This window comes from Shouchella hunanensis, from assembly GCF_028735875.1.
Classification (GTDB): domain Bacteria; phylum Bacillota; class Bacilli; order Bacillales; family Bacillaceae_D; genus Shouchella; species Shouchella hunanensis.
The window spans coordinates 524,982-545,831 of record NZ_CP117834.1 but is presented as its reverse complement, the minus strand read 5'-3'; the positions used below and the strand labels follow the sequence as shown (position 1 = coordinate 545,831).

Below are 20,850 nucleotides of genomic sequence, written 5' to 3'. Positions count from 1 at the left end.
GGTTGTTGAACAAGAACGACTTCAAAAAGATCCAGCATTTTTTGCATCATCGGTGTATGCTGTCTAGCGAATGGCCTTTTTCAGCTGAATTATTGCTTCAATCTAAACAGAAGCAACTCGTTTATTCAGAACCTGTTTTAGTGTTTGAAAAGGGCATTTGGAAATGTGTACGGTGTGGGAATGATAAGCCGTCACGTTTTTATGATCATTTTTGTCATCATTGTCAAACTACCTGTACGTATTGTCGACACTGTATCCAAATGGGAAAGGCTTCTTCCTGTAAACAGTTTCTCGTTTGGACTGGAGATTCTCTTCACTACGAACCAAAAGAAAACAGTTGTCAATGGGAAGGAGAGCTTTCTCTTTACCAAAAGCAAGCTAGCAATCGGCTTGTAGAAGCAGTTGAACAAAAAAATCAATCCCATCTTATTTGGGCTGTCTGTGGTGCCGGAAAAACGGAAATTCTCTTCCCGATGATTGAAAAAAGCATTGAATTAGGATTCCGAATAGGCATCGCCACACCCAGAACAGATGTTGTAAAAGAATTAAGCCCCCGCTTGAAATATGCATTTCCTACAGTTACCCAAGCCAGCCTCTATGGAGGTAGTCGCGATACGAACCCACTTGCTCAGCTAGTGCTCGCAACAACTCACCAACTGATTCGCTATTCTCATGCCTTTGATGTTCTCGTAATTGATGAAGTAGATGCATTTCCTTACACGTATGATTCCTCCTTACAATACGCAAGTATGCGAGCAAAAAAACCTCAAGCAACGATGATTTTCTTAAGTGCCACACCTTCTGTTAAGTTGAGAAACACGCCTTCGCTTACAGTGACGAAAATCCCGCGTCGATTTCATGGGAAACCAATTCCTTTGCCGTCATTTCAATGGATTGGAAACTGGAATCGACTGCTTCAAAAAGGAACGATACCGCCAAAAATGATTCGTTGGATACAACTCCATGCGGATAAGCCACGATTGATCTTTTTCCCTTCTATTCGCGCATTGAAAAAATGTTCCGCAATTTTAAGTGAACTTCAGCTTGACCATGGTTTCGTTTATGCTGACGCATCAAACCGACATCCAGTCATTCAAGCCTTCAGACAAAAGCGTCTTTCCTTACTATTAACGACGACGATACTGGAAAGAGGGGTTACCGTTGAGAATTTACAAGTAGCAGTGCTTGGAGCAGAGCAACCCATATTTGATGAAGCGTGTTTAGTACAAATTGCAGGAAGAGTCGGTAGAAAACAAGAGTTTCCAGACGGTGATATTCTTTACTGGCATTACGGCATAACCGTATCAATGTTAAAAGCAAGGCACCATATTGATAAAATGAACAAAGAAGGAATGCTATGAGCAGCTGTGTTGTTTGTCAAGGGAAGTTTTTCCAGGAAATATCTGTCCTTTCTCTTTTCACTCCAAAGGTAGAGAGTGTTTGTGAAGAGTGTAGAAAGCAGTTCATTCATTGTACTGGCTGTAAACGATGCCGTAAGCCAAAACGATTTGGTTCTTTTATTGAAGAAGAGTGTGGAGATTGCGTTTGGTGGAGACAGCTATTAGCTGTGGATCATTTAGATGAAAATGTTTCCCTATATGAATATAATGATTTTTTGAAAACCTTGCTTTCGCACTATAAATATCGTGGCGATGTAGCAATTGGGCATATCTTCACATTTTCGTTACAAGAAATTATTTGCAATCGCTTTAACGATTATATAGTAACTGCAATTCCTCTTTCTGAGAAAAGGATGAAAGAACGGGGATTTAATCAGGCTGAGGAGCTCATAAAGCGTTCTGGAATCCATCAGTGTCTAACGCGCACTGACCGAAAAGATGGTCGGAAACAGAGCAAAAAGACCCGGTATGAGAGAATTAGTTTAATGAAAGAAAATCCGTTTAATCTTTTAGAAGCGGAAAAGACGTTTATTAAGGGTAAAAAATATTTAATATTAGACGATATATATACTACAGGGGTAACTGTGCGAATGGCTGCAAAGACATTGCTCGAAGCAGGAGCAGAACGTGTTTCGTCATTAACAGTTGCTAGAGCGATAAAAGGGTAGGGGATTAAACGTGCAACAGCTTGCGAATTGTCGACATTGTGGAGGATTGTTTGTTAAAACGCACCAACCAACGTGTAAAACGTGTCAAATGGAAGAAGAGCAATGGTTAAAAACGATTCGTACGTACTTGAAAGAACATGAGGACGTTGTGGTCACACAACGTATGCTAATGGATAACACGAAGATTCCATTTAAGTTCTTACAATCGCTTATCCGTTCAGGAAGGCTTAAACTTTCTCAGTTCCCTCACTTGGAACACTTTTGCGAAAGATGCCAAAAGCCAACACAAGAGACTCGCTTTTGTCATACATGTGTAAACGAATTAAATGGGGAATTATATCATCATGAAGAAGGAAAGAATGATAAGCTTACATCAGTAAGAGAACAGTCTGATAATCTATCACTCACATATACATTAAAGAAGAATCGATAAAGGAGGCTCTTCATCAATGAAAATTCACTCTTCTCAATACATTCAAGCAAACAAGTTGTATAAGACTCAAGCACAGCCAACAACTGTACAAGAAGATAAAAAAGATAAAGTCGAAATATCGAAAGAAGCATTAAAGTTAAATGCGCAAACAAGCAAAGTGAAAGAAGAGCGATTACAAGAGTTGAAGCAACAAATTGAGCAAGGTACTTATGAATTTCAACCAGAAAAAACAGCACAAGCGATTTTATCTGCATGGAAAGAAAGCGGAGTTATTAAATGAGTGAAGCGCTAATAAAGCAAATGATCGAGATCCAAGGTACGTTAATTGAACTAGCAAAACAAAAGGAGAACGCGCTAATCGAAAATCACCTTGAAGACTTACAAGCGATTGTTCGAAAAGAATCGACTCTAGTCTCTAAAGCAAATATTTTGGAGATGAAAATGAAGGAAAGTATTGATTTTTCAGCTGATCACTTTTCCTCACTAAAAGAACAACTGTTACGATCCGTTATGGAACTGAAGCATAGAAACGAACGAAATACATTGTTAATAAAGGATTCACTTTCTTTTGTGAAAGGGTCACTACAATTATTTCAAACAGATCGTTCTGTTTACACAAAAGAAGCAAAATCAAAGTCCGGAAAACTATCCATTTTTGATTCACAAGTATAGGAGGTGTAACGTTGTCAACTTTTTTAGGCATGGAAACGATGAGGCGAGCAGTTGCCGCTAATCAAGCAGCTTTGCAAACAGTCGGAAACAACATTGCAAATGCAGGCACAGATGGTTATACAAGACAGCGAGTAAACATGCAATCAACACCCGGTTATCCAGGAACGGGTCCCTTTGGTCGACCGGTTATGGAAGGAAGGGTTGGTACAGGGGTTGGTATTGATCGTATTCAAAGAGTCCGTGATCAATTTTTAGATAAACAATTTCAACTAGAAGCGCATGTATCAGGAAATGCAGCCATTCAAAGCCGTACTTTTGCTCGCTTAGAAGATTTGTTTAATGAAGGTCCTCTTAATGATGGTGATCTAGGTGGTCTCTCAAGTCAGTTCAACGATTTTTTCAATGGTTGGAGAGAACTGGCAGCTGGTCAAGACAACCAAGCTGTTTTAATTGAACAGTCTGAAGCGGTTATGGATACTCTAGAGTCTCTTGAAAAAGCCTTTCAGTCAGAAATGAGCCTGCTTGAAAAAGAGCGTGAAGGAACAGAAGCTACGATTAATGATTTACTTGAACAAATTGCTACTAATAACCGAGCAATTCAAAAAATCGAAGAGAGTGGCCAAGCGGCGAACGAGTTGTATGACCAACAGGATCGATTAATAGATGAGCTAGCCATTTTATTACCTATTGAAGTGGAACGTACAAGTGCTTATAAAGGGCAAGAAGGTAGCTATGACATAAAAATGTTAAACAGCGATATTGTTCTAGTTAATAGTAGTGACGAGTCATTTTCTCCAGTGAGGTTTTCGGTAGTACAAGAAGATGGCGCTCGCAGTTTACTTATTAATGATGAGTCTTATAGTGAAGTGATGAGTGGAAAGCTAATCGGAATTGATTCTTCTATCTCTCATGTTACAAAAGCTATGGATCAAGTAGAGCAACTTAAGCAACAATTAATGAGCGAAGTAAATGAGCTTATTCCGAATTTCTTTGATGTTACTACAGGTAGAGTATCAGAGTCTATTAAAGCAGATCCGAGTCAATTCACTGTAAGTAAAGAAACTGCACAAGCCGTAGCAAACCTTAGTCAAAAAGATGATTCTATTACACTCCGGTATCAACAAATGATGGGACAGCTTGGTGTGGAGGCGCAAAGCATGCAGCGGAAGACCGATGCAGCTCTTACAAGGTTACGTAATATTGATGGAAATCGAATGTCGGTTAGTGGAGTATCATTAGATGAAGAATTGACGATGTTGGTACAGTTCCAACACTCTTATAACGCCGCAGCTCGTGTGATGACTGCCATGGATGAAATGCTAAACACGGTTATTAATGGGATGGGTATCGTCGGTCGATAAAAGAAAGGAATGGAGTTAATGAGAGTAACTCAATCAATGTTAACGGCAAATACATTACACTATTCACAAGCGAGTTATCAACGTTTATCCACTTTACAAGAACAAATGAGCACACAAAAGAAAATCTCTCGTTTCTCGCAAGACCCCGTTATAGCTGGAAAATCAATGCAATATCGAGAATCAATTGATCAACTTAACCAGTATCAACGTAACTTAAGTGAAGCACATAATCGATTGGATCAAAGTGATGCATCGTTACGGGAGACGAGCCAAATCATTACAAGAATACGTGAGTTAGCTGTGAAAGCATCAACAGATACGTTCGGTGCCGATGAGCGGAAAAGCATTGCTCAAGAAGTAGAGCAATTGACAAACCATTTAGTCACAATTGCCAATACAAATAGCGCAGGAAAATACATTTTTAATGGCGAGTTAAGCAACGTTCCCCCTTTAAAAACATTAAATCCAGCGCAAGTAACTGAGCAAGATTTCAGCGAGCATACGGTTCTTTTTTACAATGGTGATACGTACAGCTATGAAGGAAATGGTCTATTTGAAAGTGAAAGTGGAGAACAAATAACATTTAACGATGGTCAGCTGTTTGCTGAAGACGAGCCCATTCAATCTGAAGATGTGCGAATGATGAACAATCAATTCGCGACTTCTGCTTATGAACTTGAATTGCAGCAAGGAATCAACATAACAGTTGGTGCAGATGCCCACCGTTTGTTTACAACTGAGTTTTTTAGTGATTTATTTCAATTTCAAAAAGCGTTGCTGGATCCAAATGTAAACGCAGAAGACTTAGATACGTTTGTAGGGAAAGCAGACAATCATTTACGCGTTGCTGCAGATGTAAATGGTCAATTGGGCGCAAGAATGAATCGAGTTGACTTAATAGAAGACCGTTTGAATACACAGCAGTTTTTATTAGAGAAAATTAAATCTGAAAATGAAGATGTTGATTTTGAAGAGACTGTAATGAAGTTGCTCGTGGCTGAAACCATTCATTCTGCTGCTCTAGCTGCAAGTGCCAGAGTGTTGCAGCCATCATTATTAGACTTTTTAAGATAGGTGGTTCTTATGCAACTTGAAACAAATTATTTAGGAACAATTGAAGTGGAGGATGGTAACAAACTTCACTTTTCTTTAGGTATTCCAGGTTTTCCAGAAGAAAAAGAGTTTGTACTACTTCCTTTTCCAGAAAGTGATTTTTACCTTCTGCAATCGATTGTGCAAAAGCATGTTGCTTTTGTTTGCTTGAACCCTTTTTCAATTTGGAAAAATTATCACATAGATCTTGATGCCAATACGATTCAACTGTTAGAGGTAGCACAACCGACGGATGTTGCGTTATTTGTCATTATTACGATTCAACAACCGTTTTCACAATCGACGGCGAATCTAAACGCACCTATTATTATTAATACACGGAATAATAAAGGAAAACAACTTGTCCAAGAAGGACAAACGTATTCTTCGAAAGCATTACTCTCCACAAAGGAGGGCGCTTAAATGCTTGTGCTATCAAGGAAGGTTACGGAATCCATTTGCATTGGGGATCAAATTGAGCTGACAATCCTAGAGGTAAACGGAGATCAGGTGAAAATCGGTATCCAAGCACCGAAGTCGATTGATATATTTCGGAAAGAAATAGTCGAGGTTATTGAAAACGAGAATAAGCAGGCTGTTCAATCTGTAACGGTTGATACAATAAAGTCATTGTTTGAGCATAAGAAAGATTCGTAGTAGCTTTTTACATTTCTTTTTTAAGGTGGCGTGGTCATGTCAATGGAGATACAATCAGCTGGTGTTAATCGTTTATTAGAAAGCAATTCTTTTAAACAGGCTTTACCGCAAGCAAAACAACAAGAAACCCTACATGATGAAAAACAGATGGTTGTTCGTAACAAACCGATTAAACGTGCACTATCCTTTCATATTCATACCGATTTAGATCGAGTCTATGTGAAAGTAATTGATTCAGATACAGATGAAGTTGTTAGAGAGGTGCCTCCAGAGCAACTACTAGATTTACTCGCGTCGATGATGAAGTCTGCGGGGTTAATTATTGATCGGCAAGTATAAAAAGAGGTGAACCATATGCGGTTATCGGGGTTATCTTCTGGTCTTGATATTGATCAGATGATGAAAGATCTTATGAAGGCAGAACGAATGCCAGTAAATAAATTAGAAAAGAAAAAAACGGAACTAGGCTGGAAAATGGATCAGTATCGGGAAATGAATTTAAAACTTCGTGCCCTGCATACGTCCATGTTCGATTCTATTATGCGTGCGTCTTCTATGCAGCGAAGGTCTGTATTGTCTTCCAATGAAGCAATCATAACAGCCACAGCTTCTTCAAACGTAGGAAATACGAGTTTTACAATTAATGAAGTCAAGCAATTGGCAACATCAACAACTGCTATCGGCGGCTCCATTTCAAAAACAAATGGACAATCTGATTCAGTAACAAGTAAAACGTTATTAAAAGATATTGCAACAAACGATATGGAATGGATAGTTGGCAAGCGCACGAGAGAAGCGGTACAAGTTGACGAAAATCATTCCATTAAACTCAAGGAACCACTAGCAGACGGTGTAAAGCACATTCTGATTCAAGGACAAGCGTATGAAATTGTCAGTGATCAAGCTGGAGAGCTAGGTCGAAATCAAGTAGCAATGGACGATTCTGGAAGACTTACTTTTCATGAAGATGTAACGCTCTCATCCCAAGTGCAAGTTGAGTATATAGCTGGTGTTGAAGATGAAGAGAAGGCTCAGCGCTTCACATTTAATTCTCTATCGGTTATGGCCAATGAAAACGGGGACTACAATACAACGTCTTTTTATTTTAGTGAGAATGACTCTATTCAATCTGTTGTGACGACAATGAATCAGTCAAAAGCGAATGTTACTGCTTTTTTTGATGAGCACCAGAAGACATTTGTACTGACGAGTAAAAGTACTGGAACATTTAACCGAGATGAGAAGGAACTTACGTTTGGTGGTAGTTTGTTTACTTCTACTTTTGGCTTGCATGAAGTCAAAAACGGGCAAAATGCACAATTTACACTTAACGGACTCGAAACAGAAAGAAGAGAGAACATTTTTTCAGTTAGTGGTATGACAATTACGCTAAAAGATACAACGAATCAGGCGATTACGTTGACAGCTTCAACGGATGTAGATTCAATCTATAAAACAATTACTTCGTTTGTAAATGAGTATAATGAGTTAATCGATTTTATGAACGGTAAAGTGAATGAACGCTACTATCGTGATTATGACCCATTAACGGACGAAGAGAGAGATTCTTTGTCAGAGGCAGAAGCAAAACGCTGGGATGAACGAGCCCAAAGCGGTTTATTGCGTAATGACTCACTCCTTCAAACTAGTTTAAATCAATTAAGAAGTAGTCTATATAAACCAATATCAACAGGAGGCGCATTCACGCATCTGTCGCAAATTGGCATTACAACTACTAGAGATTACGCTGATGGTGGAAAGTTAGAAATAAATGAAGATAAGCTAAGACAAGCGATTGAGAACGACCCTGAAGCTATTTTTACTCTGTTCAACGGGAATCAAGAAACGGAAGGTTTAGCCCAATCTATGCGGCGGGATTTGCAGCGTTCCATGTCCTCCATTGCCAGAAGAGCTGGAGGATCAGAAGGTTTCCATGAGGCTCATCAATTTACAATTGGCCAACAAACACGTACCATTGACCAACAACTTAGCAATTTTGAGCGGAGGCTTGAACAAAAAGAGGCGAGGTATTGGAGACAATTTACTGCAATGGAACGAGCAATGCAAATGGCCAATCAGCAAAGTGAATCATTATTTAATCTATTATACAATTAAGGGAGGCAGCACATGCTGAAGCAAGCAGCCTATAAACAGCAATCTGTACAAACAGCCTCGCCTGGCGAGTTAACACTCATGTTGTACAATGGTTGCCTTAAACAACTACGAATTGCAGAAAATGCTATTAAGGACAATCATTTTCAGCAAAAAAATGAGGCACTTACAAAAGCAGAGGCCATTATAAAAGAGTTAATGATTACGTTGAAAACGGATACCGAAGTTGGTGAAAATATGATGAGAATGTACGAATACATTCATTATCAATTAATTGAAGCCAATATAAAAAGTGACCTGATGGCCTTGCAAGAGGCACAGGGCTACGTCGTTGAATTTAGAGATACGTGGAAAGAAGTTATTAAATTGGATCGTCAGAATCGTTTTGGGGGCGTTACACCGAAATGACAGCTGAGTCCAATCCTTTCTCTCTTTTAACAAAAACTCTTCTTACTCATCTTGAGACAGGTCTGCCGTCTGAAGACGATCAGAGAGATGCCTATATTGATCAAGTGATGCAGTTATTAAATGAGCGACAGCAACTAATAGAGCATATGTCGATTGATGAGATAAAAAGTGGATTTCTAGAGGCAGAAGAAAAAAAAATAACTGAATTTCTTTCTACACAGCGAGGAGAAGTAAAACAAGATATCCAACGTTTTAATAAACAAAAAGATGGACGGTATAAATACCAGCGTACGCATGCGCCAACGCAAGCTGGTGTGTTTTTAGATAAAACATCTACGTAACAACTTTGCTTCAATGTATAAAAATAAAGCCTCTCACTAATTTCAAGTGAGGGCTTTTTTAGGATACCTGTTAATGGACAGAAGGATAGTGAATTCCCTCTGGGTTGTTCACAGATGGACGTGTTACCGTTACATTTTTTCGAACGGCGTACTCTTCATCAGGAGCATGTATAACAAATTCAAATACAGTAGTAGACTTTTCGAGTTGAAAGCTATCTTTATTTATAAACAGCATAAAGTCTAGCTGTGACACTTCGAAAGTGCTCTCATGTTGAGCAATGTCTTCAATACCGAGTAACGATTGATCAAACAGCTCCATATGTAAAGCCATATCATCAAGATCATCACCGTTTGCTTCAATAGATAGTATATAAAGATCGTCGTATTCACGAACACTTACAAACTCTGAAATGCCTTGTAATAGAGATAACTGAGCTTTAGGAGAATAATTTAAAGATAAGAGTGAACTTAACTCGACGTCGCTATTCAATTCTTCCCAGCCTTGACCATTATGATTAGAAAAAAGTGATTCATCTGTAGCTACAACACTAAGAGATTCCTCTACTTTTCCTTCATTTCCCTCTTGGTCTAAGCCATAACGAGAAAAGGTAGTGTATGTGACTTCAGGTTCTTTTTGATAAGCCAATGCTCCTTCTGTCACTTTCTCTACTTGCTTCGTTTGGGAAGAAATAAAGTCTATTATCTTTATAGTAGCTTGATAATTTTTAAGTTCTTTTTCTACGTCAATCGTGTTTTTAATAATCGACTGACTTTGATTAACGAACATATCCTCTTTATCTTCAATCTCATCAGATAAAATGAGTGTCTCCTCTTGTTCAACATCCGCTATAGAACATGCTCCAAGAAGGATTGATAAGGTCACACCTGAATAGAGCCAGTTTCTGTGTAACATAGTCATCTACTCCTGGTTGGTTTAAGTTAGCGCTACAAAATATTACATTTATGTTACAAGCGCTTGTGATATTGTAACAAACCTGCTCTTGAATGCAAATAGGAAAATAGAACCAAGGTTTTTGAGGGGGGGGGATATTGAGACCACTTACGGGTAGAATTAACAATTAAATGAAGAAACTAGGTTAAACTATACTACGCTCATAAAGTAAATGGATTTCATAATTTACTGATTAAAAAGGAAGGTTCAAGCTATTTGCTTTCTTACCATTGCCCTCTTATTTGAGAAACTTTGTTTTATTGTTCTTTAACAATGGAAGTGTTAAGAGCTCTTTTTAAATTTCAGTTAGAATACTCTTTTAAAGAATTTCTAAAAAGATTTCGACAAATTTCATATTCTCTCTTATTTTCACAAGATACGTAAACCTTTTATTCTAGTAACAGTTTTAAGAAAGCGTTAACAAAAAGGGCTATCTGTATCGACAGAATTAGACAAATGCCTATTGTGCCATTTGAAGAAAGAGTTTGACTTATAAGAATCGTACTGGTATATTGAAACTGTGGTATAACACCATACATTGAATTTTATGTAACGAAGGGAATGTGAAACATGCAAGGAAAAGTTAAATGGTTTAATGCAGAAAAAGGTTTTGGTTTTATCGAGCGTGAAGACGGAGATGACGTATTCGTACATTTCTCTGCAATCAATTCTGATGGATTCAAAACTCTTGATGAAGGTCAAGATGTAGAATTCGAAATCGTTGAAGGCGCTCGCGGACCGCAAGCTGCAAACGTAGTAAAGCTTTAATTCACATTCCTGTAAGGATATGAATAATAGCTAATCTCAACTCACTCTACCATTAGTAGGGTGAGTTTTTTGTTGTTTTTTTTGTCATATTTTTAATGTTTAAGAAGGATTTTAGAGGGAAATGTAGAAGTAAGCAAGGGAAAAGGAGGAGTTCAACGATGCATTATAATATTCGTGGTGAGAACATTGAAGTAACACCAGCAATTAGGGAGTATGTAGAGAAGAAAGTCGGTAAGCTTGAACGCTATTTCGACACAACTCCTGTGGCTGATGTAAATGTAAAGCTACAGCTTATTAATAGTAGCGAATCAAGTATAGAGGTTACGATTCCGATGCCTAGGCTATTATTAAGAGGCGAGGAAACAAATGCGGATATGTATGCAGCAATCGACGTAGTCGTCGAAAAGTTGGAACGCCAAATTCGAAAGCACAAAACAAAGGTAAATCGTAAGTTCAGACAAGAGGGTAGCCTCAAGCATATGTTCAAAAATGAACTAGAGCCACTTCGTGAGGAGATCATTGAAGAAGAGTATGAAGAAGATGATCTGCAGGTTGTTCGAACGAAGCGCTTTAACTTAAAGCCGATGGATGCTGAAGAAGCTATCTTACAGATGGATCTGCTAGGACATAATTTCTTCGTCTTCTCAGATGCTGATAGCGGCAGCACGAACGTTGTTTACCGTCGAAAAGACGGCAAATACGGTTTAATTGAATCTGAAGCATAAAATAAAAGTGTCAGCTAATAGCTGGCACTTTTTAATGCTGTGCACAAGTAGGCAGTCTTGTAAGCCGGTGTCTAAACTGCTAATATAAGTATGATAAACCCAAAAAAAGTCATGTAGTGTGTATTGCCGTTAAGAGAGGAAGATGAATATGCTCGGTTTACTTCGAAAAGTAGTAGGCGATCCTGCTCAAAAGCAATTAAAGAAAAATGAAAAAGTTATTGATCAAGTCGAGGCGCTAGCCGATGAAATGGCAAGGCTTTCCGATGAACAATTGAGAAATAAAACGCAAGAATTAAAACAGCAAATTGAAGAAGGTACTTCAATTGATGAGGTCGTTGTACCTGCGCTCGCAACAGTAAGAGAGGCAGCTAAACGTGTATTAAATGAATATCCGTACCGTGTGCAGCTTCTTGGTGCCCTTGCCCTTCATCAAGGGAACATTTCAGAAATGAAAACAGGTGAAGGTAAAACGCTTGTAGGAACAATTGCTTGTTATGTTCAAGCGTTGCTTGGCAAGGGTGTTCATATTGTGACAGTGAATAATTACTTAGCGAGCCGTGACCTTGGCAACTATGGTCGCGTATTCCAATTTTTGGGACTAACAGTAGGGTTGAATGAAAATGGTCTCTCCAGAGAAGAAAAGCAAAAGGCGTATGCTGCTGATATTACGTATAGTACAAATAACGAGCTAGGGTTCGATTACCTTCGCGATAATATGGTTCTATATAAAGATCAAATGGTTCAACGTCCGCTTCACTTTGCCCTTATTGATGAAGTGGATTCCATTTTAATTGATGAAGCGCGGACACCGCTTATTATTTCTGGTTCGGTTGAACGGAAAACCAAGCTGTATGGACAAGCAAACACGTTTGTAAGGGTTCTGAAAGTAGATGAAGATTATACGTACGATGAAAAAACAAAAGCCGTACAGTTAACAGACGAAGGTGTGAATAAAGCGGAACGCGCGTTCAATATTGACAACCTTTATGATCAACAACACGTTTCTTTAAATCATCACATTAATCAGTCATTAAAAGCTCATGTGGCGATGCATCGTGATGCGGATTACGTAGTAGAAGATGGCGAAGTTGTCATTGTTGACCAATTTACAGGTCGTTTAATGAAAGGTCGTCGCTATAGCGATGGTCTTCACCAAGCATTAGAAGCAAAAGAGAATTTGCAAGTACAAAAAGAAAGCATTACGCTTGCGTCCATTACATTCCAGAACTATTTTAGAATGTACCAAAAGCTTGCAGGTATGACTGGTACAGCTAAAACGGAAGAGGAAGAATTCCGTAATATTTACGGCATGGACGTAATGGTCATTCCAACAAATAAAGATGTAGCTCGTGATGATCGGTCTGATTTGATTTACAAATCGATGCAGGCGAAGTTTAATGCGGTTGTTAATGAAATTGCTGAATTACACAAAAAAGGACAGCCTGTACTAGTTGGTACGGTGAACGTTGATACAAGTGAAATTGTTTCAAAGATGTTAACAAAGAAACGCATTCCTCACCATGTATTAAATGCGAAAAACCACGAACGTGAAGCAGAAATCATTGAGAATGCAGGGCACAAAGGTGCTGTAACAATTGCAACAAATATGGCTGGTCGTGGAACGGATATTAAATTAGGGCCAGGTGTAAAAGATCTAGGTGGCTTACACGTATTAGGAACAGAGCGACACGAATCACGTCGAATTGATAACCAGCTTCGAGGCCGTTCAGGTCGTCAAGGAGATGTAGGCTCTTCGCAATTCTATCTGTCAATGGAAGACGAATTGATGAGACGGTTTGGTTCAGATAATATGCGTAATATGATGGAACGGCTTGGAATGGAAGAAGATCAACCAATTGAATCAAAGCTTGTTTCCCGAGCGGTAGAAACTGCGCAAAAGCGAGTTGAAGGAAATAACTATGATGCACGAAAACAAATTTTGCAGTTTGACGATGTGATGCGAGAACAACGTGAAATTATTTACAAGCAGCGTATGGAAGTATTGGAATCGGAAAACTTACAGTCAATTGTGAAAAACATGTTAAAAGCAACGATCACTCATGTTGTTCAAACGCACACGCCAGATTCACTCGTACAAGAAGAATGGGATTTAACTGCTATTGTGACGTATATTAATGGACAATTGTTAAGTGAAGGTGCGTTAACTGAAAAAGAAATCACTGGACTTGAACAAGAAGAAGTTATTGAACTTGTAACGGAAAGAGTACTTGCTGCTTATCACGAAAAAGAGTCTGAGGTTTCACCTGAACAAATGCGTGAATTTGAGAAAGTAATTATGTTGAGAACGGTTGATCGTAAGTGGATGAACCACATTGACCAAATGGATCAGCTTCGTCAAGGTATTCATTTGCGCGCATATGGCCAAAATGATCCTTTGCGTGAATATCGATTTGAAGGGTTTAATATGTTCGAGGCAATGATTGTTGAGATTGAAGAAGAAGTATCGATGTATGTGATGAAAGCGGAAGTACAACAAAACTTACAACGACAAGAAGTCGCTCAAGGTAAGGCCGTTCAACCATCAGTAAACAATGAGCAAAAGCAAGCTAAAAAGAAACCAGTTCGTAAAGGTGAAGACATTGGACGAAATGACCCTTGTGTTTGCGGAAGCGGCAAGAAATACAAAAACTGCTGTGGGGCAAATGGCTAAGGTTACTAAATAATGAGGTGAAAGATTTGGATTTAGTAGAAATTAAGCAAGAATTAGCGGCATTAGAGAAACGATTAGCCGATTTTAGGGGGTCTCTTTGACGTCGCAGATAAAGAAGAGCGGATTGCGGAGTTAGAAGAGAAGATGACAGACCCTGATTTTTGGAATAGCCAAGAAGAGGCACAGAAAGTCATTGCAGAAACGAACGGGTTGAAAGAGCAAGTGCATACCTTTAAAGATATGTCTGACGCCTACGAAGATTTAGAAGTTAGCTTAGAGCTTGTGCGAGAAGAAGGCGATCCTGAGCTAGCGAATGAATTAGAAGAAGGTGTTCGCGCATTAATCGAAAAGATGAATCAGTTTGAGCTACAGCTGCTACTAAGTGAGCCATATGATAAAAACAATGCTATTTTGGAGTTACATCCAGGAGCTGGCGGAACTGAATCGCAAGACTGGGCCTCTATGTTATTGCGGATGTATACACGTTGGGCCGATAAACGCGGGTATTCTGTTGAAACCCTCGATTATTTACCTGGTGAAGAAGCTGGTGTTAAAAGCGTAACGTTACTAATTAAAGGTCATAATGCTTACGGCTATTTAAAAGCAGAGAAAGGCGTTCACCGTCTCGTTCGTATTTCACCATTTGATTCTTCTGGAAGAAGACACACATCCTTTGTTTCGTGTGAAGTAATGCCGGAGCTGGACGATACAGTCGATATTGAGCTCAATACAGAAGATTTGAAAATTGACACATACCGTGCGAGTGGCGCCGGTGGACAGCATATTAATACGACAGATTCTGCAGTTCGTATTACGCATTTGCCAACAAATACGGTAGTGACTTGTCAAAGTGAACGTTCACAGATTAAAAACCGTGAGCAAGCCATGAAGATGATGAAAGCAAAGCTATACCAATTAAAGATTGAAGAGCAGGAACGTGAATTAGCAGAAATTCGCGGCGAGCAAAAAGATATCGGCTGGGGAAGTCAAATTCGCTCATATGTTTTTCATCCTTATTCAATGGTGAAAGATCATCGGACGAATCATGAAAATGGAAATTCGAATGCAGTAATGGATGGTGAACTTGACCCATTCATCGATGCATACTTAAGGCAAACCATTCGAATTGATTAACTAACACGCTTTATATGGATGCGAAAATAATTTGGCGCTAGGGACGGTTGTTTTAAAAGAAACGCTCCAACTTGACAAGGATACCATTCTTGTTTTAGTTGTCGCTGTTACTTGTATAACAAACACCGTCTATGCGCTTTTTATTTGTGAATAGAAAGGAGTGAATGGGCTTGAAAGTTGTACGCTGTATTCTTTTTTGCTTTATCTTATTAGCTGCTTGTCATCCGGAAGTAGACGACTCGAAGCAAAACGATGTCATAGATGAAGAGGACATCATTTTTAGCGACGATGGATACCAGATATATAAAGAAAATAGCTGTATAAACTGTCATGGCGATCAGTTACAAGGTGCATCAGGTCCGTCACTTTTAGACATTGACCTAACTGCTGATGAAATAGAAGCCATTATCGTAAATGGGGTAGGGTTTATGCCGCCTCAAGATTTGGATGAAGAAGATCGTAGAGCGCTAGTGGAATGGTTAAGTGCACGCTAGGAAAATGATAAAAGTGCTGTCGGAAGAATGGGTTAAGAAGTGACTCCGAAATGAGCGCTTTTTTTGTTGTCTGCGCCTGAAAGAGCCTCCATTTTTCAACAAAATCATATTGTATACCCGATCATTTTTGACATGAAACATCAAACTGAAATAAAAATGTAATATTTACTAGATTGATCTAATGATATAATAACCGCGAAGCATGTCTGAATATGTACAATAGATGATCGAAAATACAAATTGACCTTGGCATTTTTTATTAAAGGCTGTGATGAAGTGAGTTTGATTAAGTTAAACGATGTTTGGAAAGTGTATCCAAATAGCGTTAAAGCGATAAATGGTATGTCAATTGAGTTTAATAAGGGCGAATTTGTTTACATTGTTGGGCCAAGTGGAGCCGGTAAGTCCACATTTATACGATTGTTATACCGAGAAGAGAAGGCATCTAAGGGTGAGATTTACATTGATAATGTGAACCTATCTCAATTAAAGCAAAAAGAAGTTCCTCATCTAAGAAGGCGAGTCGGGGTGGTTTTCCAAGACTTCAAACTTCTACAATCGTTGACAGTCTATGAGAATATTGCTTTTGCCTTAGAAGTTATTGAAGAAGACCCATCAAAGATTAAGCAAAAAGTAATGGATGTACTAGACTTAGTAAAAATAAAAAGTAAAGCTAAATTTTATCCAAGTGAGCTTTCAGGAGGAGAGCAACAACGCGTTGCCATTGCGCGAGCCGTTGTGAATCGTCCTGACATCTTAATTGCAGATGAACCGACTGGTAACCTTGATCCTGATACAGCGTGGAGCATTATGGACATTCTTGAAAATGTCAATGCGCTAGGAACGACCGTTATTATGGCCACTCATAATAAAGAAATTGTGAATACTTTGAAGCGCAGAGTCATTGCCATTGAAGCTGGCCGCGTTGTTCGAGATGAAGCTAGGGGGAATTACGGATATGAAGTTTAATGCACCAAAACGCCACCTCCGTGAAGGCTTCAAAAACATTGGACGAAGTGGCTGGATGACATTTGCTTCTATTAGCGCTGTTACCGTTATGCTCGTAATCGTTGGGTTCTTTATGATTGTTTTTTTAAACGGTAATCACATTGCGTCAACGATTGAAGAAAATGTCGAGATTCGAGCTTTCATTGAACGCGGCACTGATGAAGCAGAAATAAATGAGCTTATGGAAGAAGTCGAATCAGAGTATGATGTAGCCGAAGTTGAGTTCATTGATAAAGAAGAAGGACTTGAGAATTTAATTGCGTCCACTGGTGGAGAAGACTACTGGGGAAGTTTACGGGATGACAACCCGTTGCGAGACGCACTACGCATTATTGCGACGACACCACAGTTTACAGAAGAGATTGCAGAATCGATCGGTGAACATCCTTATATTGGTCGCGTCTCATATGGAGAAGAAATCATATCCGATCTGTTTACCATTACCAATACAGGTAGAATAGCCGGAGCCGTTGTAATTGGGGCGTTATTATTCACAGCGATGTTCTTAATCTCTAATACAATTAAATTGACCATTTTAGCAAGAAAAAGTGAAATACAAATTATGAAGCTAGTAGGGGCGAAGGATAGCTTCGTTCGTTGGCCGTTTCTAATTGAAGGGATGCTACTCGGACTGTTAGGAAGCATTATTCCGATACTCCTCATTAGTTTTGGATACACGTATCTCTACAATGAGTCAGCAAGCTTTTTACAAGGTGTACCGTATGAACTATTGGCACCTAATCTATTAATCTTACAGCTTTCCATTCTATTAGTTGTTTTAGGACTTGGCGTTGGAATATGGGGAAGCGTCATGTCTGTTCGTAAATTCTTAAAAGTATAATCGTGTGTAGAAATCAAGGGGGAAATAAGGTTGAAAAAGCGTACAATTCGAGCGACTGTTGCAGTTACTGCGGCAGTAGCTCTCCTTTTTACAGGATTCCAGCCAGCGATGGCAAACACAGAAATTCAGACAAAATTAGATCAGGTTCGTGAAGAACAAGTATCAAAGCAAGAATCTGCAAATGAAACGCGCTCTGAGATTACCGAGCTTGAAAGCGAGCTTAGTGCACTTTCGGCAGAAATTGAAGCATTAACTGCTAAACAACAAGAAAACGAGCAAAAGTTAAAAGAAACAGAAGAAGAGCTTATTCAACTTGGGGAAGAAATTAAAGCTCTTGAAGAAGAAATTGTCATTATTGAAGAACGCATTGAAGAGCGAAGAGAGATTTTGCAGGAACGTGCAGTTGCGACGTATGAGTCCGATGGTGAAGTTAGCTATTTAGAAGTGCTTTTAGGTGCTCAAAGCTTTGGTGACTTTATTGAACGGTTAAGTGCCATTACAACGATTGCTCAAAGTGACCAAGAGTTACTAGACGAACATATTGCTGATGAAGAGCGTCTACATAACGCAAAACAAGAGGTAGAAGCGAAGAAAGCGAAAGTTGAAGAGAACAAAGCAGCTTTAGTAACAATTAAAAATGAGCTTGATTCTCAAAAGAACGAATTAAATAGTCTGCAAGATGATTTGAACGAAAAAGAAACACAGCTTCAGCAAGAGCTAAATGCGATTATTTCTGACGAAGAGTTACTTAAAGGACAAGAACATGCGCTTGAAGCAGAACTAGCAGCATGGGAAGAAGAGCAGAAAAAAGCCCGTGAAGAAGAAGAACGCCGCAAGCAAGAAGAGAAAGAAAGACAAGAACGTCAAGAGCGTGAGGCAAAACAAGCAGCTGATGCAGCACAGGTAGAGACAGCTTCAGAGCCAACGAAAGCGTCTACTCCAGCAGCAAACGCGCCAAGTAGTAGAGAAGCGTCTCCTTCAACTAGTGGAAACAATAGCGTTCAGAATGCTGCTCCAGCGGCAAATAACTCTTCATCATTTATTCGTCCAGCGACAGGTTCGGTAACATCTCAATACGGTATGCGCGGTGGAAGAATGCACTGGGGTATTGATATTGGTAAAAATGGTCGAAGTGGAGATGTGCCGATTGTTTCTGTTTTAGATGGAACGGTTGTTGAAGCTGGTTACCATAGTGGTGGCTTTGGTAACTGGGTTCTTGTTACTCATCAAATGAATGGGCAACAATACTCTACTGTGTATGCACACTTAGATCGAATTGACGTAAGTGCAGGTCAGCGTGTTGGACAAGGTACACAGCTTGGTACAATGGGGAATACAGGGAACTCATTTGGCGCTCATTTACATTTTGAAGTGCACCAAGGAGCGTTCAACTGGTCACGATCAAATGCAGTTGATCCAATGAATTATATATAAAACACAAATAGCGTCCGTTTCGATGGACGCTATTTTTAAATGTTTTGACAAAAATAAGATAAACGTGTTTTGACATTAATGATTGAACAACTTAGAATAAAAGTATTAGTTGAGAACTGGATGTCTAACTCATTGGGAGTGGTGAAGTGTTTTGAAAATAAAGCAGTTGTTTTTTACGTTATCGGTAATGGTGATTATTGCTGTAGCTGCTATCTTTTTTATAAATGATGGAATCCAACTTGGTGGAGCGAATGAATCACCGCCTGCAACAAATGCCGATGACTCTGATGTACCGGATGTCATTTTGGATGATGATGAGTTAATCGAGAAATTTGAAACAGCCCTGACAACGATTGAAAATAATTATGTGTCTGAAGTGGAACGAACAAAGCTTATTGAAGGTGCTATTAATGGTATGGTTGAAACGTTAGAGGATCCCTTCTCAGATTATATGGATGTTCAATCAGCGGCAAGCTTTCAGGAATCGTTAAGCTCTCATTTTGAAGGTATTGGGGCAGAAGTAGGTATGGTAGATGGCTATGTGTCTATTATCAGTCCGATGAGAGAATCTCCAGCTGAACGTGCCGGCTTATTGCCAAATGATGCAATTTTAGAAATTGATGGCGAATCAATAGAAGGTTATTCAGTTAACGAAGCGGTTCAATTAATTCGTGGTGAAGGCGGTACAGAAGTTATTCTAACCATTCAACGTGGCGAACAAAATGAGCCATTTGACGTAACCATTGAGCGTGATCGTATTCAAGTTGATGCAGTTCGAGCAGATACTTTTGAAGTAGATGGTCAAGTAATTGGTCGTCTTGAGATTACGTCATTCTCTGAAGATGTAGGTACCCAATTTGAAGAATTGCTACAGGAGTTAGAGGAAGATGGAATTGATGGACTGATTGTAGATGTTCGTCGTAATCCAGGTGGTTATTTAGATGGTGCTCAAAATATTGGTAATCTGCTTATCCCAGATAATAAGCCGATTGTTCAGATTGAGCATAGCAACGGTAGTATTGAAAGCTATGAATCAAGTTTAGATGAACGAAAGCCTTATCCGATTGTCGGGTTAATTAATGAAAGCAGTGCATCGGCTTCTGAAATTTTAGCTGCTGCTTTAAAAGAATCTGGAGACTATGATCTTGTTGGAAAAACAACGTTCGGTAAAGGAACTGTACAAAAATCAATTCGCATGACGGACGGCAGTGCGTTAAAGATTACAACTGATCGCTGGCTGACAGCTGGAGGCAACACGATTGATCATGAAGGCGTTGAGCCTACTGTAGAAGTAGACCAGCCTGAATACTTTTATGCAGTTGCTCTTTCTATTGAAGAACCTTACGAAAGGGATCAAGTATCTGACCAAATTGCACGTACACAAAGTATGCTAGAAGGGCTTGATTATCCGATTGAACGTACAGATGGTTACTTTGATGAACAAACAGAGACGGCAGTAAGGGAATTTCAAGAAGATCATGATTTAGATGAAACTGGTCAATTAGATGAAGCAACCGCACAAAAAATTCAAGAAGAAATACAGGCGCACATTAGAGACGTTGAGAATGATGCACAACTGAATCGAGCGATTGAGCTTGCGGTGGAACAAGCATCCTAAGAAATGTTGTTGAAAGTAAAAAAGGGATATCTGTATTGAATTGCACAGATATCCCTTTTTA

At 39.2% G+C, this 20,850-nt stretch carries 23 protein-coding genes; 22 read left to right on the top strand and 1 reads right to left on the bottom strand.

Annotated features, from left to right (window positions below; genetic code table 11):
* The first annotated feature begins 5 nt into the window (after positions 1 to 5).
* Genes PQ477_RS02965 through fliT form a run of 13 tightly spaced genes read left to right on the top strand, consistent with a single transcriptional unit; the run spans position 6 to position 9,144 of the window.
* Positions 6 to 1,361 carry an ATP-dependent helicase ComFA gene (locus PQ477_RS02965; protein WP_144559463.1) on the top strand — a complete coding sequence of 452 codons (1,356 nt, stop codon included), beginning with the start codon at positions 6 to 8 and terminating at the stop codon, positions 1,359 to 1,361.
* Positions 1,358 to 2,068: a ComF family protein gene (locus PQ477_RS02960; protein WP_144559462.1), complete on the top strand. Its 711-nt coding sequence runs from the start codon at positions 1,358 to 1,360 to the stop codon at positions 2,066 to 2,068. The genes PQ477_RS02965 and PQ477_RS02960 overlap by 4 nt, the downstream gene beginning before the upstream one ends.
* A gap of 10 nt (positions 2,069 to 2,078) precedes the next feature.
* A complete protein-coding gene (locus tag PQ477_RS02955) occupies positions 2,079 to 2,501 on the top strand; it encodes a hypothetical protein (protein ID WP_052007864.1) in 423 nt (140 codons plus the stop codon).
* A gap of 16 nt (positions 2,502 to 2,517) precedes the next feature.
* Positions 2,518 to 2,781 (top strand): flagellar biosynthesis anti-sigma factor FlgM, encoded by a 264-nt coding sequence (gene flgM, locus PQ477_RS02950; RefSeq protein WP_052007862.1) that lies wholly within the window; start codon positions 2,518 to 2,520, stop codon positions 2,779 to 2,781.
* Entirely contained in the window at positions 2,778 to 3,173 is a 396-nt protein-coding gene (gene flgN, locus PQ477_RS02945; RefSeq protein WP_035394660.1) for a flagellar export chaperone FlgN, read from the top strand. Before flgM ends, flgN begins: the two co-directional genes overlap by 4 nt.
* An 11-nt stretch (positions 3,174 to 3,184) precedes the next feature.
* Positions 3,185 to 4,534 carry a flagellar hook-associated protein FlgK gene (flgK, locus tag PQ477_RS02940; RefSeq protein WP_144559460.1) on the top strand — a complete coding sequence of 450 codons (1,350 nt, stop codon included), beginning with the start codon at positions 3,185 to 3,187 and terminating at the stop codon, positions 4,532 to 4,534.
* 18 nt (positions 4,535 to 4,552) lie between these two features.
* The gene (gene flgL, locus PQ477_RS02935; protein ID WP_274272931.1) at positions 4,553 to 5,608 is read left to right on the top strand and encodes a flagellar hook-associated protein FlgL; all 1,056 of its coding nucleotides are present in this window, start codon (positions 4,553 to 4,555) and stop codon (positions 5,606 to 5,608) included.
* 9 nt (positions 5,609 to 5,617) lie between these two features.
* Positions 5,618 to 6,049, top strand: coding sequence for a flagellar assembly protein FliW (gene fliW / locus PQ477_RS02930; protein WP_274272930.1), 432 nt, complete (start codon positions 5,618 to 5,620; stop codon positions 6,047 to 6,049).
* A complete protein-coding gene (gene csrA, locus PQ477_RS02925) occupies positions 6,050 to 6,283 on the top strand; it encodes a carbon storage regulator CsrA (RefSeq protein ID WP_035394655.1) in 234 nt (77 codons plus the stop codon). It begins immediately after the preceding gene.
* Between the two features lie 36 nt (positions 6,284 to 6,319).
* Entirely contained in the window at positions 6,320 to 6,622 is a 303-nt protein-coding gene (locus PQ477_RS02920) for a flagellar protein FlaG (protein WP_035394652.1), read from the top strand.
* A gap of 15 nt (positions 6,623 to 6,637) precedes the next feature.
* Positions 6,638 to 8,398 carry a flagellar filament capping protein FliD gene (gene fliD / locus PQ477_RS02915; protein ID WP_274272929.1) on the top strand — a complete coding sequence of 587 codons (1,761 nt, stop codon included), beginning with the start codon at positions 6,638 to 6,640 and terminating at the stop codon, positions 8,396 to 8,398.
* 12 nt (positions 8,399 to 8,410) lie between these two features.
* The gene (gene fliS / locus PQ477_RS02910; RefSeq protein WP_144559457.1) at positions 8,411 to 8,803 is read left to right on the top strand and encodes a flagellar export chaperone FliS; all 393 of its coding nucleotides are present in this window, start codon (positions 8,411 to 8,413) and stop codon (positions 8,801 to 8,803) included.
* The gene (gene fliT, locus PQ477_RS02905; protein WP_035394649.1) at positions 8,800 to 9,144 is read left to right on the top strand and encodes a flagellar protein FliT; all 345 of its coding nucleotides are present in this window, start codon (positions 8,800 to 8,802) and stop codon (positions 9,142 to 9,144) included. Before fliS ends, fliT begins: the two co-directional genes overlap by 4 nt.
* Before the next feature lie 70 nt (positions 9,145 to 9,214).
* On the opposite strand, the gene PQ477_RS02900 is transcribed toward fliT, so the two are convergent.
* On the bottom strand, positions 9,215 to 10,057 hold the full coding sequence (locus PQ477_RS02900; protein ID WP_274272928.1) for a DUF6612 family protein: 843 nt from the start codon (positions 10,055 to 10,057) through the stop codon (positions 9,215 to 9,217).
* A gap of 609 nt (positions 10,058 to 10,666) precedes the next feature.
* On the opposite strand from PQ477_RS02900, the gene PQ477_RS02895 reads away from it, so the two are divergent.
* The 9 genes from PQ477_RS02895 (at position 10,667) to PQ477_RS02855 (ending at position 20,789) form a co-directional block, all read left to right on the top strand.
* Positions 10,667 to 10,864, top strand: a complete 198-nt coding sequence (locus tag PQ477_RS02895) for a cold shock domain-containing protein (RefSeq protein WP_011247912.1) — start codon at positions 10,667 to 10,669, stop codon at positions 10,862 to 10,864.
* Between the two features lie 158 nt (positions 10,865 to 11,022).
* On the top strand, positions 11,023 to 11,589 hold the full coding sequence (hpf, locus tag PQ477_RS02890; protein ID WP_035394645.1) for a ribosome hibernation-promoting factor, HPF/YfiA family: 567 nt from the start codon (positions 11,023 to 11,025) through the stop codon (positions 11,587 to 11,589).
* A gap of 148 nt (positions 11,590 to 11,737) precedes the next feature.
* Positions 11,738 to 14,260: a preprotein translocase subunit SecA gene (gene secA / locus PQ477_RS02885; RefSeq protein ID WP_035394643.1), complete on the top strand. Its 2,523-nt coding sequence runs from the start codon at positions 11,738 to 11,740 to the stop codon at positions 14,258 to 14,260.
* Between the two features lie 26 nt (positions 14,261 to 14,286).
* A protein-coding gene (gene prfB / locus PQ477_RS02880; RefSeq protein WP_186370633.1) for a peptide chain release factor 2 occupies positions 14,287 to 15,394 on the top strand; the annotation gives its coding sequence in 2 pieces (ribosomal slippage) (positions 14,287 to 14,358 and positions 14,360 to 15,394; 1,107 coding nt in all).
* 170 nt (positions 15,395 to 15,564) lie between these two features.
* Positions 15,565 to 15,888: a c-type cytochrome gene (locus PQ477_RS02875; RefSeq protein WP_052007854.1), complete on the top strand. Its 324-nt coding sequence runs from the start codon at positions 15,565 to 15,567 to the stop codon at positions 15,886 to 15,888.
* Between the two features lie 282 nt (positions 15,889 to 16,170).
* A complete protein-coding gene (gene ftsE / locus PQ477_RS02870; RefSeq protein ID WP_144560512.1) occupies positions 16,171 to 16,857 on the top strand; it encodes a cell division ATP-binding protein FtsE in 687 nt (228 codons plus the stop codon).
* On the top strand, positions 16,847 to 17,737 hold the full coding sequence (gene ftsX, locus PQ477_RS02865; RefSeq protein WP_035394639.1) for a permease-like cell division protein FtsX: 891 nt from the start codon (positions 16,847 to 16,849) through the stop codon (positions 17,735 to 17,737). Before ftsE ends, ftsX begins: the two co-directional genes overlap by 11 nt.
* Before the next feature lie 30 nt (positions 17,738 to 17,767).
* Positions 17,768 to 19,171, top strand: a complete 1,404-nt coding sequence (locus tag PQ477_RS02860) for a murein hydrolase activator EnvC family protein (RefSeq protein ID WP_274272927.1) — start codon at positions 17,768 to 17,770, stop codon at positions 19,169 to 19,171.
* 151 nt (positions 19,172 to 19,322) lie between these two features.
* The gene (locus PQ477_RS02855; RefSeq protein ID WP_274272926.1) at positions 19,323 to 20,789 is read left to right on the top strand and encodes a S41 family peptidase; all 1,467 of its coding nucleotides are present in this window, start codon (positions 19,323 to 19,325) and stop codon (positions 20,787 to 20,789) included.
* Positions 20,790 to 20,850 lie beyond the last annotated feature (61 nt).

What these genes read in the sequence shown, in the direction of transcription:
- fliT (WP_035394649.1), top strand. Translation starts at nt 8,800, where the DNA reads ATGACAGCTGAGTCCAATCCTTTCTCTCTTTTAACAAAAACTCTTCTT.
- flgL (WP_274272931.1), top strand. Translation starts at nt 4,553, where the DNA reads ATGAGAGTAACTCAATCAATGTTAACGGCAAATACATTACACTATTCA.
- ftsX (WP_035394639.1), top strand. Translation starts at nt 16,847, where the DNA reads ATGAAGTTTAATGCACCAAAACGCCACCTCCGTGAAGGCTTCAAAAAC.
- PQ477_RS02960 (WP_144559462.1), top strand. Translation starts at nt 1,358, where the DNA reads ATGAGCAGCTGTGTTGTTTGTCAAGGGAAGTTTTTCCAGGAAATATCT.
- secA (WP_035394643.1), top strand. Translation starts at nt 11,738, where the DNA reads ATGCTCGGTTTACTTCGAAAAGTAGTAGGCGATCCTGCTCAAAAGCAA.
- fliW (WP_274272930.1), top strand. Translation starts at nt 5,618, where the DNA reads ATGCAACTTGAAACAAATTATTTAGGAACAATTGAAGTGGAGGATGGT.
- fliD (WP_274272929.1), top strand. Translation starts at nt 6,638, where the DNA reads ATGCGGTTATCGGGGTTATCTTCTGGTCTTGATATTGATCAGATGATG.
- PQ477_RS02920 (WP_035394652.1), top strand. Translation starts at nt 6,320, where the DNA reads ATGTCAATGGAGATACAATCAGCTGGTGTTAATCGTTTATTAGAAAGC.
- PQ477_RS02895 (WP_011247912.1), top strand. Translation starts at nt 10,667, where the DNA reads ATGCAAGGAAAAGTTAAATGGTTTAATGCAGAAAAAGGTTTTGGTTTT.
- hpf (WP_035394645.1), top strand. Translation starts at nt 11,023, where the DNA reads ATGCATTATAATATTCGTGGTGAGAACATTGAAGTAACACCAGCAATT.
- PQ477_RS02900 (WP_274272928.1), bottom strand. Translation starts at nt 10,057, where the DNA reads ATGTTACACAGAAACTGGCTCTATTCAGGTGTGACCTTATCAATCCTT.
- fliS (WP_144559457.1), top strand. Translation starts at nt 8,411, where the DNA reads ATGCTGAAGCAAGCAGCCTATAAACAGCAATCTGTACAAACAGCCTCG.
- flgN (WP_035394660.1), top strand. Translation starts at nt 2,778, where the DNA reads ATGAGTGAAGCGCTAATAAAGCAAATGATCGAGATCCAAGGTACGTTA.
- flgM (WP_052007862.1), top strand. Translation starts at nt 2,518, where the DNA reads ATGAAAATTCACTCTTCTCAATACATTCAAGCAAACAAGTTGTATAAG.
- csrA (WP_035394655.1), top strand. Translation starts at nt 6,050, where the DNA reads ATGCTTGTGCTATCAAGGAAGGTTACGGAATCCATTTGCATTGGGGAT.